This window comes from Nonomuraea sp. NPDC049152, assembly GCF_040648355.1.
Taxonomy (GTDB): domain Bacteria; phylum Actinomycetota; class Actinomycetes; order Streptosporangiales; family Streptosporangiaceae; genus Nonomuraea.
The window spans coordinates 191,392-207,505 of record NZ_JBEZDO010000008.1 but is presented as its reverse complement, the minus strand read 5'-3'; the positions used below and the strand labels follow the sequence as shown (position 1 = coordinate 207,505).

General features: G+C 70.0%; 12 protein-coding genes. 3 read left to right on the top strand and 9 right to left on the bottom strand.

Features of this window, described 5'->3' with window-relative positions; translation table 11 throughout:
* Nucleotides 1–23: 23 nt before the first annotated feature.
* Nucleotides 24–419 carry a DUF6463 family protein gene (locus AB0B45_RS17430; protein WP_358131508.1) on the bottom strand — a complete coding sequence of 132 codons (396 nt, stop codon included), beginning with the start codon at nt 417–419 and terminating at the stop codon, nt 24–26.
* A gap of 318 nt (nt 420–737) precedes the next feature.
* Here AB0B45_RS17430 and AB0B45_RS17425 point away from each other — a divergent pair, with 318 nt between their 5' ends.
* Complete coding sequence (locus AB0B45_RS17425) at nt 738–1,691, top strand: LysR family transcriptional regulator (RefSeq protein ID WP_358131506.1); 954 nt, start codon at nt 738–740, stop codon at nt 1,689–1,691.
* 527 nt (nt 1,692–2,218) lie between these two features.
* Here AB0B45_RS17425 and AB0B45_RS17420 read toward each other — a convergent pair.
* The 5 genes from AB0B45_RS17420 to AB0B45_RS17400 form a co-directional block, all read right to left on the bottom strand.
* Nucleotides 2,219–3,160: a tetratricopeptide repeat protein gene (locus AB0B45_RS17420; RefSeq protein ID WP_358131504.1), complete on the bottom strand. Its 942-nt coding sequence runs from the start codon at nt 3,158–3,160 to the stop codon at nt 2,219–2,221.
* 321 nt (nt 3,161–3,481) lie between these two features.
* Nucleotides 3,482–4,750, bottom strand: a complete 1,269-nt coding sequence (locus AB0B45_RS17415) for a homoserine dehydrogenase (protein WP_358131502.1) — start codon at nt 4,748–4,750, stop codon at nt 3,482–3,484.
* 62 nt (nt 4,751–4,812) lie between these two features.
* Nucleotides 4,813–6,195: a diaminopimelate decarboxylase gene (gene lysA, locus AB0B45_RS17410; protein ID WP_358131500.1), complete on the bottom strand. Its 1,383-nt coding sequence runs from the start codon at nt 6,193–6,195 to the stop codon at nt 4,813–4,815.
* A 127-nt stretch (nt 6,196–6,322) separates the two neighbouring features.
* Nucleotides 6,323–6,946 carry an anticodon-binding protein gene (locus AB0B45_RS17405; RefSeq protein WP_358131499.1) on the bottom strand — a complete coding sequence of 208 codons (624 nt, stop codon included), beginning with the start codon at nt 6,944–6,946 and terminating at the stop codon, nt 6,323–6,325.
* 45 nt (nt 6,947–6,991) lie between these two features.
* Nucleotides 6,992–8,836: a hypothetical protein gene (locus tag AB0B45_RS17400; RefSeq protein WP_358131498.1), complete on the bottom strand. Its 1,845-nt coding sequence runs from the start codon at nt 8,834–8,836 to the stop codon at nt 6,992–6,994.
* A gap of 70 nt (nt 8,837–8,906) precedes the next feature.
* Here AB0B45_RS17400 and AB0B45_RS17395 point away from each other — a divergent pair, with 70 nt between their 5' ends.
* Nucleotides 8,907–10,550: an asparagine synthetase B family protein gene (locus tag AB0B45_RS17395; protein WP_358131496.1), complete on the top strand. Its 1,644-nt coding sequence runs from the start codon at nt 8,907–8,909 to the stop codon at nt 10,548–10,550.
* Nucleotides 10,551–10,891: 341 nt separating this feature from the next.
* Nucleotides 10,892–12,568, top strand: a complete 1,677-nt coding sequence (treS, locus tag AB0B45_RS17390) for a maltose alpha-D-glucosyltransferase (RefSeq protein ID WP_358131495.1) — start codon at nt 10,892–10,894, stop codon at nt 12,566–12,568.
* 46 nt (nt 12,569–12,614) lie between these two features.
* On the opposite strand, the gene AB0B45_RS17385 is transcribed toward treS, so the two are convergent.
* Genes AB0B45_RS17385 through AB0B45_RS17375 form a run of 3 tightly spaced genes read right to left on the bottom strand, consistent with a single transcriptional unit; the run spans nt 12,615 to nt 16,110 of the window.
* Nucleotides 12,615–14,876, bottom strand: coding sequence for an FtsX-like permease family protein (locus tag AB0B45_RS17385; RefSeq protein ID WP_358131494.1), 2,262 nt, complete (start codon nt 14,874–14,876; stop codon nt 12,615–12,617).
* Complete coding sequence (locus tag AB0B45_RS17380) at nt 14,873–15,607, bottom strand: ABC transporter ATP-binding protein (protein WP_358131492.1); 735 nt, start codon at nt 15,605–15,607, stop codon at nt 14,873–14,875. Before AB0B45_RS17380 ends, AB0B45_RS17385 begins: the two co-directional genes overlap by 4 nt.
* Nucleotides 15,604–16,110: a PadR family transcriptional regulator gene (locus AB0B45_RS17375; protein ID WP_358131490.1), complete on the bottom strand. Its 507-nt coding sequence runs from the start codon at nt 16,108–16,110 to the stop codon at nt 15,604–15,606. The genes AB0B45_RS17380 and AB0B45_RS17375 overlap by 4 nt, the downstream gene beginning before the upstream one ends.
* Nucleotides 16,111–16,114 lie beyond the last annotated feature (4 nt).

Sequence of the window (16,114 nt, the reverse complement as noted above, 5' to 3'; positions counted from 1 at the left end):
GACGTCGTGAATGGGAGTCGTGGTCAAGCGCGCCTCCTGGCGGCGAGGAGTACGGCGGCGGGCATCCAGATGAGGATGAACGGCGACGGCTCGAAGGCGAGCGCACCGATCGTGCCCCAACCGCCGAGCGCCCATGCCACGAACGCCGGAGGAACCACGTCCCTGCCGCCGAGCCATGCGATCAGGAACCCCAGCGTGAGCAGCGGCAGGCCGAAGGACCCGAACGTCAGCCAGAAGGCACCGGTGGCGGGCGGAAGGTCGCTCAGCCCGTTGGCGGGGAACCACAGGCCCCCCGAGAGCCAGGTCGACAGGTGACCCATGCTGAACGCGGTGGTGATGACCAGGTGGAACGCACCGAGGAAGGCGGTGATCCGGCCGGCGAGGACGACCTTGCGACGCTGAGCGGTGGCGACGTCCATGAAGCGCTCCTTACGGAACTGAATGTTTCGGAACTCCTAGTTTCGTATGCTGTCACAGCCGTCCGCCGGGGTGGATTTCGGGGTGGCCTCCGCCCGCCTTGGCAGGAGAACGGCCGTGCCGATCAGCAGGATCCCCGCGACGGCGAGCGCGGTCCGCGCGCTTGTCAGTCCGGCCAGCACGCCCCATCCGTCTCCTCTGGCTGGACAACCGATCCGTTGACGAGGGGCGATCACATACTCGGGAACGCCCTGGAGACGAACAACGAACGCGCCAGATCGACAACCATCGGTTGTGTGAACGGTCGATATGCTCGCCGCGTGAACACCGAAGCCCTGCGCGCCTTCGTGCTCGTCACCGAGCACGGTCAGTTCCAGGACGCGGCCGGCGAGCTCGGCATCACCCAGCAGGCCGTGTCCAAGCGGATCGCCGCCCTCGAGGGGCTTCTCGGCGTCCCCCTGTTCACCCGGGGCCGGCGCGGCGCCGAGCTCACGGCGGACGGCCAGGCGTTCCTCCCGCACGCCAAGGCGGTGCTCCTGGCGGCTCAGGCCGCCGTCGCGTCCGTCCAGCCCACCAGCCGCGCCCTGCGGGTCGACGTCCTGGGCAGGCGCCTGGCCTCGGCCGATCTCGTCATCGACTTCCACGGCCGCCACCCGGACGTGGACATCGACGTCATCACGCTCAGCAGCTCCCAGGCCGCCTTCGACGCGCTCCTCAGCGGATCGATCGACGCCGCTTTCCGCTACGTCCACGACCCCGCCGCGCTGCCGGGCGCCATCGCGCACGCGCCCGTCTACGACGAACAGCAGGACCTCCTCGTCGGCCCCCGTCACCCCCTGTCGAGGTCGACCGGCATCCGCCTGGCCGCACTGAAGGACCATCGCGTCTGGGTGCCCGGCATCGTCGCCGGCTCGGAGTGGGGCGACTACTACGGGGCGATGGCCGAGGAATTCGGCATCCACATCGACTCGACAGGGCCCAACTTCGCCGTCGAACACCTCCTGGACACCATCACGGACTCCGCGACCCTGGCCACCTTCGTCGGCTCGCGCACCCGCATCGCCTGGCCCGCCAGGGTCAGGCGCATCCCCATCCGCCACCCCACACCCGCCTACCCGTGGTCACTCGCCTGGCACACCGTCAACCACCACCCAGCTCTCGACAAACTCCGCGACTACCTACGCCACGTGCCCACGCCGCCCTTGGAGACCGACACCTGGACCCCTGGGGAGCGGGGTGTGACCCCGGCAGAGGCGCGGACGGCGCGCTCGTGACGGCAGAGCTTCCACGGCTGGCGCACCGGGGTGCCGCACCCGCTCACCGACCGCGCAGTTCGGCGCTGGAATCGCGGCCCGCCTATCGCCGGGTTTCCGGTCCGGCCTCATCTGACGACTCGTTCTGCTGCAGAGCCTCTTCCAGGAGGTCTCTTTCGATCTGACGCTCAACTGCATCCACGTAGACGGAGAAACGGCGCGTTTCTCCACATCCTCCATCAAAAGACGGCGAGCACGACAAGGGGGATCTCCTTCACCGGGGACCGAGAGCAGGCGCGCATCTCGGCAAGGGGATATCCGTGCACGACCGCACCACGAGCGACCTGGGCCTCGATGCCCGCATCAGCGGCAGCATGACCGTGGGCCGTCAACACATCTTCTCGATGGGCGTTCTTCAAGAATCGCCCATCGAGCACTTCTTCGCCCGGCGAATCAGGCCACCGACCCGCTATTTCATCGAGCCGCCTCTCGATTTCAGCAGAATTGCGACTATTGCGAACTATGAGGCGCTGTCATTTGGCCTACTCTCAGTCCGGGCCGTTGACGCCGGAGAAGTAGGTCGTGTTCCCGACGCGTACCGGCCTGTACCGGGACAGTGGGACGGTGAGGGGTCCGGGGAGGGGGATTGTCGACCAGTCGAGGGAGACCGTTCCGTGGGACGCCCTGCGGAGCGCGCGGTACAGGTCGATGGTGGTTTCGAGTTCTCCCGGACGGTGGACCGTCAGGTGGAGGTCGTTGTCGGGCGAGGGGTTGAAGGCGTCGGATCGCGGGTTCCACCGGTCATCGTCACCGTCTCCGAAGGAGCCCGCCCAGTAGTATCCGGACACGTTGTCGTCGGCCATCGGCCGGATCTGCGTGTGATCGGTGAATAACCACACCCAGTCGCTCCATTCGCTGTTGGTGACGCGTGCGTGTGATCGCATCAGGAAGAAGCCCTGAGAGTGGTGGCACATCTGCGGGTTCTCGGGATCGGGTGGTGCCTGGGCTCCGAGCGCCTCAAGGCGGAGGCGGGCGTCTCCATCATCGGGGTTCATTCGGAGGGTCTCGCGGTAGGCGGAGATTGCGGCGTCGGTGTCGCCGAGCAGTTCCAGGGTCAGCGCGAGCATGAGCGCGGAGAGACTGTCACTCGGGTCGAGTTCGAGTGCGCGCCGGGCCGCGCGCATGGTCTCACCGGCCAGCCTTTGGCAGAAGGTGTCGTCCTCCTCCAGGACGGGCAGTGGTTCGCCGTCGTCGTTCCACTCGCCCCAGCCGAGGGGCACCTGAAGGTCTTCGTGCACGTGGGCTTGCAACCTGGTGAAGGTCAGGACGGCCAGCCCAGTCGTGACGGCGAGGTCGTCAGGGCGAGCCGCGTCGTACAGGCGGCGCGTCTCGGTGAACGCGTCGTCAAGATCGCTTGCGTCACCCTCCTCATAGACCACGGCGCGCCAGCAGAAGCGGAGCAGGTCGCTCGCGCGTTCGAGATCATTCACCCTCCGATGTTCGCAGACGAACAGCCCCGAACGTGAGGTTTGTGGGGCGTTCACATCGGCGCGAACCCGGTCTGGCCGGGTACGCGGACGTCCACCGCCGAGACGGGACGCCCGAACGCCCTCCAGCACCGGCCTGAACTGCGGCGAGCGTCCCGCCGTCCTGCCGTGATCACCACCGATAGCGGCTCTTGCCGTGCTCGACGGCCAGGTCCAGCTTGGTGGTCGGCTCGCCTCGCGTCGCGGGGGCTCGCCCCCCGCGGAGAGGAGTCCGAGCCGTCAGGCGAGGCCCTTGCGGTCAGGCGAGGCCCATACGGAGGCCCGTCAGTCGTCGCCCTCTACGCGCATCACGCTGGCGATCGCGCGCACGATGTCGAGCCTGCGCAGCCCCTCCATCGTCGCCGACAGCGCCGCGTCCGTCGCCCGGTGCGTGACGATGACCAGCTGGGCGTCGTCGCCGTGGCCCTCCTGCCGTACCGTCTGGATGGAGACGTCGTGTTCCGCGAAGAGCATGGCCACCTGTGCGAGGACGCCCGGCTTGTCGGCGACGTCCAGTGACACGTGGCAGCGGGTGACCGTCTCGCCCATCGGGTGTACGGCCAGCGAAGCGTAGATCGACTCGGAGGGTCCGCGGGTGCCGGCGAGACGGTTGCGGGCCACCGCGACCAGGTCGCCGAGCACGGCGGACGCGGTGGGAGCGCCGCCCGCGCCCTTGCCGTAGAACATGAGCTGTCCCGCCGACTCCGCCTCGACGAAGACCGCGTTGTAGGCCTCGCCGACGCCGGCCAGCGGGTGCGACCTGGGGATCATGGCAGGGTGGACGCGGACCCCGATCGAGCGGCCGTCGTCGGAGCGGGCGCAGATGGCCAGCAGCTTGATGACGTAGCCCATGGCCTTGGCGCTGGCCACGTCGGTCGCGGTGATCTCGGTGATGCCTTCGCGGTGCACGTCGGCGGCGGTGACGCGGCTGTGGAAGGCGAGTCCCGCGAGGATGGCGGCCTTGGCGGCGGCGTCGAAGCCCTCGACGTCGGCGGTGGGGTCGGCCTCTGCGTACCCGAGGGCCTGGGCCTCTTCGAGCGCGTCGGTGAAGGACGCGCCGGTGGAGTCCATCTTGTCGAGGATGTAGTTGGTGGTGCCGTTGACGATGCCGAGCACCCGTTTGACGTGGTCGCCCGCGAGCGACTCGCGCAGCGGGCGCAGCAGCGGGATGGCGCCGGCGACGCTGGCCTCGTAGTAGAGGTCGCCGCCGCCCGCGTGGATGGTGGCGCCGTCCTCGGCGAGCAGGGCCTTGTTGGCGGTGACGACCGACTTGCCGCTGGCCATAGCGGCCAGGATGAGCGAGCGGGCGGGCTCGATGCCGCCGATCACCTCGACGACGATGTCGACGTCGTCGCGGGTGACCAGGCCCTCGGCGTCGGTGGTCAGCAGGGCCGGGTCGAAGGTGACCTCGCGTTTACGGCCCGGTTTCCTGACGGCGACGCCCGCCAGTTCGAGGGGGGCGCCGATGCGGGCGGCCAGGTCGTCGGCCTGCTCCTCCATGAGCTTGATGACCTGGGAACCGACCACGCCGCACCCCAGCAGCGCGACTCTCAAAGGCGCCGACTTCGTCGACGCCAGGCTGCTGTGTTTCCTGGTGTCCTCGCTTCGCTCGGCCACTAGAGCTGCCCCCTCAACAGGTCGTCCTCGGTCTCACCCTGCATGATGACGCGTGCCTTGCCGGCCGAGACGGCCACGACGGCGGGCTTGGGCAGGTAGTTGTAGTTGCTGGCCAGCGACCTGCAGTAGGCCCCCGTCGCGGCCACGGCGAGCAGGTCGCCTGGCGCGAGGTCGGCCGGCAGGTAGTGGTCGCGGACCACGATGTCGCCGCTCTCGCAGTGCTTGCCGACCACGCGCGACAGCATGGGCGCCGCGTCGGAGGAGCGCGAGGCGAGCGCCGTGGTGTATTCGGCGCCGTAGAGGGCGGTGCGCGCGTTGTCGCTCATGCCGCCGTCGACGCTGACGTAGGTGCGCAGGCCCTCGACGTCCTTGACGGTGCCGACCTCGTAGAGGGTGATCCCGCCCGGGCCGACGATGGCCCTGCCGGGCTCGACCGCCAGGCGCGGCACGGGGAGCCCCGCGCTCGTGCAGACCTTGACGACGATCTCGCGGAGGGCGTCGGCGATCACCTTGATGTCGGGGGCGACGTCCTCGTCGACGTAGGCGATGCCGTAACCGCCGCCGAGGTCGAGCTCGGGCAGCACGACGCCGTGCTCGTCCTTGATCTGCACCAGCAGGGTGGCCAGGCGGGTGGCGGCCACCTCGAAGCCCGCGGTGTCGACGATCTGCGAGCCGATGTGGGAGTGCAGGCCGACGAGTTCGAGGTGCGGGAGGGCCAGGATGCGGCGTACGGCCTCGGCGGCGGCGCCCGTGTTGAGCGACAGGCCGAACTTCTGGTCGTCGTGCGCAGTGGCGATGAACTCGTGGGTGTGCGCCTCGACGCCGGTGGTGACGCGGACCATCACGCGGGGCCTGACGCCCATCTGGTCGGCGAGGTAGCCGAGGCGGGCGATCTCCTCGTAGGAGTCGACGACGATGTGGCCGACGCCCACTTCGAGCGCGCGCGACAGCTCGGCGGCCGACTTGTTGTTGCCGTGGAGCGTGATGCGCGAGGCGGGGAAGCCGACGCTGAGCGCGACCGCGAGCTCGCCGCCGCTGGCCACGTCGAGGCCGAGGTCCTCGTCCATCAGCCAGCGCACGATCTCCTTGCACAGGAACGCCTTGCCGGCGTAGTGCACGTCGGACCCGGCGAAGGCGGTGGCGTACTCGCGCATGCGGGAGCGGACGTCGTCCTCGTCGATGACGTAGAGCGGCGTGCCGAACTCCTGGGCGAGGTCGCGCACGTCGACGCCGCCGACCGTGAGCGCGCCATCCGTTCGCGTCGACGTTCGCGGCCAGATCGCGGGGTTGATCCGGTTGAGGTCGGCGGGCGCCAGCGGCGGGCGCTCGTGGGGCAGCATCTCAGCGTGCCTGTCCCCGGCTGGATGGGCGAATCGACTCACCCGATCGAGGCTATCGGACGTGGTGCAGCCGATGGGACGCCTGCCCACGTATCGAGACGCGACGCGCCAACAAATCGGGCCCGCCAGAGGAAATTTTTGCCCTAAATCGCCTTATATCTGGATATTTTTAGATTCGCTCTGGGCCGGGGAGCACCGCCCTGACGGCCGCCGCCAGCCGTACGCGCGCCGTGTGCACGGGCTCGGCTCTCTCGTCTCCCCGTGGTACGGCGGGCGCGTGCTCGTGGGCGTCGTGGTAGGCGAGGGCGAGCTTGGGCAGGTAGGTCCGCCATCCGGGATCGCGGCTCGTCTCACGGCCGGGCAGTTCGGCCAGCAGCCTGAGCACGGCCCTGTCGTGCCGGTCGGTCAGCGTCTCCGGCCTGAAGCCGTCGCCCGGCACGTCGAGGTCACCGGCCCACCTGATGACCGCCGCGGCCCTCGCGTGGGCGTATCTCACGACGAAGCCGGGGTTGTCCCAGGTGCGCGGCAGGTCGGGCCAGTGATCCTCGAACGGCGCACGCGCGAAGGGCTCGTCGAGCAGCTCGCCGGGGGTGTCCACGGTGATGCGGAGGAACCCCCCGCCGGTGACCGTCACCGCGCTCACGTCGGGAAGGGCCCTGACGTCGGCGGCCAGGCGCTCGGCCGGGATCCCGCGGCGGAGCGCGGCGGTGGACAGGTAGGCGGCCTCGTGCTCCCACGTTCCCTCGGGCGCCGGCGGGTCGCCGAGCACCTCGGCCAGCCGTCGGGGTCGCACGAACCGAGCCTAGCCCGGTCACGCGCCGAGGCCCTCCGGGGAAGCTCAGATGAGGGCGTGGGGCTCCGCCGAGCCGTACTCGACGAGGTGGGCGGCGCCCAGCAGCCACCGGTCCTCGTCGCGCACCCGAACGTAGCCGAACCGGTCCGCCGAGAACACCTTGATGCCATCCGTGCGGCACTGCCGCATCAGCACCTCGTCCCACCCCTCGGTGAGGTCCGCGAACCCGATCGCCCGCAACGCGTTGCGCCTGGCCAGCAGCGTCGCCCCGTTGATCTCCGGCGTGTAGGTGTACTCCGCCTCCGGCTGCTTCAGCAGCGTCGCGTGCGCCCCGCGCAGGTGGGCGTAGTAGGAGGCCTTCCCCACGATGTCCGCGGTGCTGAACAGGAAGGCGCGGCAGAGGTCGGCCAGGTAGTGCGAGCCGTACACGTCGCGCGGGTCCATGATCGCGACCAGGTCGGCCTCGCACAGGTCGAGCGCCCTGTTGAGCAGGGCGCCCGTGCTGGACACGGGGTCGAGCTCCCTGAAGACGACCTCGCGCGGCGCGAGCACCTCGCGAGCCCGCTCCTCGGCCAGCTCGGGCCCGAAGACGATCACCTGAGTGACGCCGGACTGCTTGGCGACCTGGGCCAGGCCGTGCTCCAGCAGCGAGGGTTCGAGGACGGGAAGGATGACCGAGACGGTGAGCGTCGCGCGGGCGCTGGGCAGCCCGATGGCCTCCAGCAGGTCGTCGACGCGCTCGCTCATGGTGCCCATGGCGTACGCCCTGCGCAGCGCGGCGTGCGCGCGCCTGGAGTCGCCCTCGGGGCCGATGGAGGTGCCGCAGGCGGCCAGCTCCGCCAGCCGCCACTGCGGCGTGCCGGGCGGGCAGTCGACGGCGATGGGCCAGCGGTAGGAGGTGAGCACGTCGGGATAGCCGAGGTGGGAGGGCAGCAGCTGGTCGAGCGTGAGCACGCGGTCGTAGCGCCCGCCCGACAGCGGCAGCGGGTTGTGGACGCGCGGCTGGATCGCGAACGGCAGGCGCGGCCAGCCGGCGGTCAGATCGGTCGTGAAGCGGTGGTCGAACAGCTCGGCCGCGGCCGCGTAGTCGGCGACGGTGCCCTGGGTGTGCCAGAAGACGGTGCGGATGCCGCGGGCGGCGCACCAGGCCAGCAGCTCGCGCAGCCCCTCGCCTGGCTCGCCGGTGAGCTCAGCGGCCCATGGCCCGTGCGTGACCGACTCGACGACCAGCAGGTGCGGCACCTCGGCGGCCAGGACGCGGGCGAAGTCGCGAGGCGTGAACCCGGTCGTCTGCCGCCACTCGTAGCGCAGCAGCGCCTCCGCGTGCGGGTCGGCGATCACGGCCGCGGTCAGGTGCGGGCGGGTGTTGGGACCCGTCGGGATCCGGTACGGCTTGAGCCGCACCGACTTGCCCTCGACCGTCCTGGTCGTGCTGGTGGCCTGGAAGGCGGCTCCAGGGCGCTCGTCCTTCTGCGCGGCGACGGCGACGGGCTTGCGCTTGGGCGCCACGGGCCGCTTGACCGGCTTGGCCGCGCCCTTCAGCCCCTTGGCGAGACGAACGGGGTTGCTCTTGCCCGTCTTGATCGCGTCACCGATGCGGTTCCACCTGGCGACCTTGATGGAGGACAGCTTCCACTGCGCGACTTCGGCCTGGTAGCGCTGCTCGGCCAGCTCCTTGCGGAGCTTCTCCGCCGCGGCGCGCTCGCTCTCCAGCTCGCCCTCGGCCTCGGCGAGGCGCTCGTTCATCGTTCTGAGCTCATCGGTGGCCCTTTCGGCCTCCGCGAGCCTGGCCTGGGCGGCGTCCAGCAGCCTGGCCAGCTCCGCCGCGTGCTCCGCCTCGGCGATGGCGTCGCGCAGTGCGCGCCGCGTGCTCTCCAGCTCAGTACTCACAGGCCCTCCGTCTCTTGGCCCGGCAAAGGATACTCTTTCGCTTGGAATCGGCGTTGAGGAGTGAGATCGCGTGCAGTGGCCGGCGTTCAATGTGAGGCCGTACGTGTGCGGCGCCCTCGGCCGGCTCGACACGGGCCTGCTCGAAAAGCTCGCGGGCTCGGGGCCGAAGGTCCGTCCCGCCCTGCAGACGCCCGAGGCTGCGCTGTTCAGCTCCCAGCCGCTGCCGCCCTACCACCGCACCGCGGAGACGTTCGCGTTCTCGTGGGGTGAGCGCAGGCCCGAGCGGGCCGCCGACTGGATCACGGTCGCCGAGACCTACGAGACGCCAGGACTGATCAGCGACGGCGGCCGCACGGTCCTGCACGCGGGCGCGCTCGGCCTGGTCGACGTCTACTACGTGCGCGTGGGCGAGGCGGTCTACTTCTCCTCGCTGCTGAAGCCGCTGCTGGAGCTGGTGTCGGTCGACATCGACTGGGCGGCGTGGGCGTCGATCATCCAGGTGACGTTCCCGCTCGGCGACGCCACGCCGTACCGGGGGATCAGGCGGCTGCCAGGCTCCAGCGCGCTGGTCCACGCTCACGGGAGGCTGTCGACGGAGCGGCGGCTGCCGCGCTGGTTGCGGCAGGAGCCGTACGAGGCGTGGCGCAGCGCGGGCGAGCTGCTGGAGGTCCTGCACGGGGTCTACGACGACTACGAGGGACGGCCGCTGCTGGTGCCCGTCAGCGGCGGCTACGACTCGCGGCTGCTGTGCTCGGTCGCGGTGGCGCGCGGCGCCGACGTCGAGTCGTGGACGACCAGTCCCGACGACGGCACCGACACCGACATCGCGTTCGCCCGCGCGATCACCCGCGAGCTCGGCGTACGGCACCGCGTCATCACCCAGGACGCCGCGGCCTATCCGGGCGACGCGCTCGAGGTGGCGCGGCGGCTGGAGTTCATGACCCCGCACCACGCCTGGTACGCGCCGTTCGCCAAGGAGGTGCACGGCTCGGGCCGGATGCTCATCGACGGTCTCGCGGGCGGCCCGCTGCTGAAGAACTTCATGGTCAGCGGCGCGGCCCTGGAGGCCAGGACGCAGGCCGAACGCTCGGCCGCCGTGCTCAGCTCGCTGTCGCTCGGCGCCCCTTCGGCGCCCTTCCTCTCGGAGGCGGCCGAGGCGTGGATCGGCGACGTCGTGCGCGAGCAGTTCGACGCCTCCACCTCCATGCTCCACGGGCACCGGGCCGAGCTGCCACTGTCGGTGCTGCACACCCGCACAGTGCGCGGCATCGCCCGCTCGGCGGTCAACCTGGTCGGTCCCGAGGCGTCGTTCGCGGGCCCCTTCATCCATCCCGCCTTCTTCGACGCCGCCCTGTCGGTCGGCGTGGCGCGCAAGGACAAGGGGCGCTTCTACAGGGAGCTGCTGCACGCGGCCAACCCCAGGGTGGCGGCGCTGCCGTCGACGAACGTGGTCAAGCAGCCGCTCCAGCGGGTGCCGCTGCGCTCGACCGCCGCGCCCGCCCGCGACTACTCCCACCGGATGCTCGTGAAGGTGGCCGAAAAGGTGCCGAGCCTCCTGTCCGACGGGCTGCACGAGGTGATCGGCTCCGGGCCCGACGCGCTGACCCGGTTCACCGGCTGGAACGACCGATTCTGGGTGCGTGGCCTCGTGCTGTTCGGCGCCTGGCTGACCGACTACGAGAACGACCTCGCCGAGCTGGCACCCCCGTTCTGACCTGCGAAGCTCTTGGTGGAGAACAGAGGGTAACAGCGTGGTTACGTACGGATCTCGCGGGTATTACAAGCGGCACAACAAAGCGGGTTCCGGAGGGCCGAGGGGCTGGTAGTGTTCGGCCCGTACCCATGAAGAACGTGCGCAAAATCGCCCTTAAGGGGCCACTCGCTGCACGTTCTTCATGGGTAAGCGCCGCATCAAACCGGGGCACAGGTCACAAATCTGGTCCCGGCAGGGCATGGGGTTCGCAGGGATGACGACTCCAGGCGGCGCGGTCACCACACATACGCCGGGGAAACCGGTGACTTCGTCCTGCCCACATCTCCTTCTGTGAGCGTCATATGAACAACCCATCGGTCTCCGAGACCTTCGTCTCGGCCGATCCACGCTGGTACAAGCGGGCGGTGTTCTACGAGGTGCTCGTCCGGGGTTTCAAGGACTCCAACGGCGACGGGACCGGAGACCTTCGTGGTCTCATCGAGAAGCTCGACTACCTTCAATGGCTCGGCGTCGACTGCCTGTGGCTGCTGCCGCTGTACGAGTCGCCGCTGCGCGATGGCGGCTACGACATCTCCGACTACGGGAAGATCCTGCCCGACTTCGGTGATCTCGGTGACTTCGTGCAGCTCATCGAGTCCGCGCACGCGCGCGGGATCCGTATCATCACCGATCTGGTGATGAACCACACGAGCGACAAGCACCCGTGGTTCCAGGCTTCGCGCCATGACCCTGAGGGGCCCTATGGCGACTTCTACGTGTGGGCGGACGAGCCGACGGGGTTCCCCGACGCGCCGATCATCTTCATCGGCGCCGAGGAGTCCAACTGGACCTACGACCCGGTGCGCAAGCAGTACTACTGGCACCGGTTCTTCCACCACCAGCCCGACCTCAACTACGACAACCCTGCCGTGCAGGAGGCGATGCTGGAGGTCCTGCGGTTCTGGCTGGACCTCGGGATCGACGGGTTCAGGCTGGACGCCGTGCCGTACCTGTTCGAGAGGGAGGGCACCGACTGCAGCGGGCTGCCCGAGACCCACGCGTACCTGAGGAAGGTGCGCGCGGAGGTGGACCGCCTCTACCCCGACAGGGTGCTGCTGGCCGAGGCGAACGGCTGGCCCGAGGACGTGGTCGAGTACTTCGGCGACCCCACCACGGGCGGCGACGAGTGCCACATGGCCTTCCACTTCCCGCTGATGCCGCGCATCTACATGGCGGTGAAGAAGGAGACGCGCGAACCGATCTCGGAGATCATGTCGCGCACCCCGAAGCTTCCCGACAACGCCCAGTGGGGCATCTTCCTCCGCAACCATGACGAGCTGACCCTCGAGACGGTGACCGAGGAAGAGCGCGACTACATGCACGCCGAGTACGCCAAGGACCCGCGCATGCGGGCCTACCTCGGCATCAGGAGGCGCCTGGCGCCCCTGCTCGACAACAACCGCGACCTGATCGAGCTGTTCACGGCGCTGCTGCTAAGCCTCCCCGGCTCCCCGGTGATGTACTACGGCGACGAGATCGGCATGGGCGACAACATCTGGCTGGAGGACCGCGACTCGGTCCGCACGCCGATGCAGTGGAGCCCCGACCGCAACGCGGGCTTCTCCAGCGCCGACCCCGGCAGGCTCTACCTGCCGACGGTCATGGACCCGATCTACGGCTTCCAGGCGGTCAACGTGGAGGCGCAGCAGAAGACCGAGTCCTCGCTGCTGCACTTCACGCGCAAGATGCTGCAGATCCGCCGCCAGCACCCGGTCTTCGGCACCGGCGCCTACACCGAGATGTGGTCGTCGAACCCGTCGGTCCTCACGTTCATGCGTGAGGAGGGCGACGACCTGATGCTGTGCGTGAACAACCTGTCGAAGTTCCCGCAGCCCGTAGAGCTCGACCTGCGGCGCTTCGAGGGCATGGTGCCCGTCGAGGCCAGGGGCGGCGTCCACTTCCCCAAGATCGGCGAGTCACCGTACATGCTGTCCCTGCCGGGACATGGTTTCTTCTGGTTCGCGCTGAAGGCCGACTAGCGCCGCCTTCGTGGGTGTCTGTCAACGGCGACAGACACCCGTGCGATCACCTGGCCGTGACGGGCACCTGCGCGCGGGCGGCACGACGGGCGGGGATGAGGGCGACGGCCAGCGCCGCTCCCACGGCCGCCACCACGGCCACGACCAGCATGAGGGGCGAGGGCGGACGGGCGATGCCCGCCCCCACGCCGCTGGTGTGGCCCTGCAGGTCGATCAGGCCCTTCACGACGAAGGAGCCCACGGCCGTGCCGATCACGATGCCGACGACGACCAGCAACCCTGTGCCCGTCACCAGCGTGGCCATGACCTGCCGCGGGGTGAGCCCCATCGCCTTCAGCACCGCCAGATCGTAGGCGTGGTCGCGCAGGCCGAGCGCGCTCGCCGTCAGCAGGTTGGCCAGGCCGATCAGCGCGAGCACGCCGACGAGCGCGACGATGACCACGCGGATGACCGCCAGCCGTTCGGCCGGGTTGACCACGCGCTGGATCTCCAGCCCCTCCCCTGAGGCCGCCAGCAGCCTGTCGCGCACCTCCGCGGGGTCGGCGCCCTTCTTCAGCGCCAGGCCCCAGAACTCGGGCGGCACCACATCCTTGGCCGCCAGGCTGTCCACGCCGAGCGAGAGCACCTGGCCGTCGAGGTCGGGCTCGACGGTCCTGCCGACGATCCGCACGATCAGCGGGGTACCGCCGACCGACAGCCACACCCTGTCGCCGATCTTCACCCGCAGCAGGTCGAGCAGGCCCTGCCCGGCGACGGCCTCGCCCCTGTCGGCGTACATGCGGCCCTCGACCACGGGAAAGGGGTACGGCGAGGCGGAGCCGCCGATCGCGCGCACCCTGATCGACCTGGCCTCGCCCGGCACCAGCGCGTCGACCTCGGCGCCCGGATAGACCTGCTGGACGGCGGGGTCGCGCTGGGCGAGGCCCTTGGCCTCCTCGGGGGTCAGCTTGTCCGGGCGCACCAGCAGCTGGGCGTGCTGGCCCACCTGCTCGGGATGGGCGAGGAAGTTGTCGAGCGTGGCCCAGACGCCGAGCCCGATGGTGATCATCATCATCGGCACGGCGAGGCCGAACGCCGTCAGGAAGGCCGGCACCCGCCTGCTGAAGGCGTCGCGCGCGCCCAGCACGAGCGCGGGCGGCAGCCGTACGAGGAGGGCGAGCCTGGCCAGCCGCGACAGCCGGCCACGCGGCGGCGCCGAGGGCGCGGCGGGGATGGGCGGGGTACGGCTGCCGCGCCACGCGGGCACGCCCACGGCCACGAGCACCACCAGCGCGGTGCCCGCGACGATGGCCAGCAGCGGCACGAGCGCGACGGAACTGGTGTCGAGCACCAGCCAGGTCACCAGCCAGCCGGGCAGTACGCCGAGCGCGATGCCGAGCAGGCCCAGCGCGCCGTGCTCGACCAGGAGCAGGCTCGCCAGCTGGCCCCTGGTGAAACCCATGGACTTCAGCGTCGCCAGGTCGCGCAGCTGCGACAGCACGCGCCCGCCGGCGGCGTTGGCCAGCGCGAGCACGGCGGCCACCAGGCCGACGATGCCGAACAGCGCGAGCAGCGTGCCGAGCAGGCGGTTGTCCAGCTCCATCGCGGCGCGCACCTCACGCCAGGTGTAGACGCGCTGGACCTCCTCGTCCAGCATCACCACCACGCGCTGGGAGACGAACTGGGTCGCCTCCGGGTCGTCGAGGCGCAGGCCCGTCACCCACTCGCTGCGCCCGAGTTCGGGCTCGACCTTGTCGAGCTTCTCCGGCAGCACCCAGATCAGGCCGGGCGTCCACTCGGGATAGAAGCCCTGGTCGGCCGAGTCGGCGATGCCGCGCACGTACAGCACGTGGCGGGCGCCGCTCAGCGCGGTCACGGTGACCGAGCCGCCCAGGCGCAGCCCGAGCGCCCTGGCGAAGGAGCGCTCGACGACCACACCGTCGGGCTGGGCGGGGTTGAGCCAGCCGCCGTCCGCGACCACGGGACGCGCCACCTCGGGCGCTGCGACCGGCATGGCGCGCAGCGCGACGGGGGCCTTCCTGCGCTCCTGCACCAGCGTCACGGGCGCCGTGCGGTAGGGCCCCGACGCCTGCGTCACCCCGTCGATCGCCCTGAGCGCGACGACCTGCGGCCTGTCCTTGGTATGGATCCACAGGTGGGCGCCGTTGGTCTCGGCGAACAGGCCTCGCCAGGGGTTGGTACCGTCCTCGAGCAGGGTGGCCGCGGTGATCAGCGCGGCCACGATCCCGGCGATCGTGAGCACGGTGAGAACGGCCTGGCCGCGCCTGGCGCGCAGGTCGGCTCTGATCCATCGGGCGCCGGCTCTCATCGAAGATCGATGACCTCTCCCGCGCCGCCGCCTCTGCCGGGACGCCTGCGCGCGATCTTGCCGTCGTCGACGATCTCGCCGTCGAGCAGCGAGACGACCCTGTCCGCGAGGCTGGCCACCCTGGCGTCATGGGTGACCAGGACGATCGTCTGCCCGTCGCGGTGCACCTGGCCCAGCAGGCGCAGCACGTCGCGGGTGTTGCGGCTGTCGAGGTTGCCCGTGGGTTCGTCGGCCAGCAGCAGGCTCGGCTTGTTGGCCAGCGCGCGGGCCAGCGCCACCCGCTGCTGTTCGCCGCCCGACAGCTGGGCGGGCGAGGCCTCGACCCGCTCGGTGAGGCTGAGCGCGTCGAGGAGGTACTCCCTGCGCTCGCGCGCCACCTTGGGCGAGGCTCCGGCCAGCAGCGCGGGAAGCTCCACGTTGTCGGCGACGGTCATGCTGGCGACCAGGTTGAAGAACTGGAAGACGAACCCGATCTTCTTGCGCCGCAGCAGCGCCCACGCGCTCTCGGAGAGCGTGTCGGCGCGCTGGCCGTCCAGCCAGATCTCGCCGCTGGTGCGGGTGTCGAGCCCGCCGAGCATGTGCACGAGCGTCGACTTGCCCGAGCCGGAAGGGCCCATGATCGCGACGAACTCCCCCTCGTCGACCTGCAGATCCACGCCGCGCACCGCGGGCACGGGCACGTGCTTGTTCTGGTAGATCTTCACAAGGTTGACGGTCTTGAGCACGGTCACGTCAGGTCCTCCTGGCAGCGTTCGAGCCAGTCGAGGTCGGCCTGCAGGTGCAGCATGGCGCCCTCGATCAGCAGGAGCGCGACCTGATTCCCCTGATCGGTCCGTTCGGCGAGTTCGTTGAGATCGCGCATCAGCGCAAGGTAGTGCCGGCGCTGCCGGTTGATCAACGCCATGCGGTCGGCGATGCCGGTCAGCGGGGCGAGCACGAGCTTCATGAAGAACTCGTCGCGCACCCGCGGCCCCTCGGTCGGCTCGTCCACCCAGTCGGTGAGCGAGTCGCGACCTTTGGCCGTCAGGTAGTAGACCTTCTTGTTGGGCCGGTTGGACTGCTCGACGTCGACGGCTCTGACCAGGCCGTCCTTCTCGAGACGGCCCAGCGTCACGTAGATCTGGCCGATGTTGGGTGAGGGGTACGCAGTGCCGAAGGTTTGCTCCAGAGCCTGCTTGAGCTCGTACCCGTGTGCGGGTTCCTTCGCGAGGAGCGCCAGCAGGTGCAACCGCACGCCC

Coding starts and splice junctions, on each gene's coding strand:
- treS (WP_358131495.1), top strand. CDS start 10,892: ATGAACAACCCATCGGTCTCCGAGACCTTCGTCTCGGCCGATCCACGC.
- AB0B45_RS17385 (WP_358131494.1), bottom strand. CDS start 14,876: ATGAGAGCCGGCGCCCGATGGATCAGAGCCGACCTGCGCGCCAGGCGC.
- AB0B45_RS17430 (WP_358131508.1), bottom strand. CDS start 419: ATGGACGTCGCCACCGCTCAGCGTCGCAAGGTCGTCCTCGCCGGCCGG.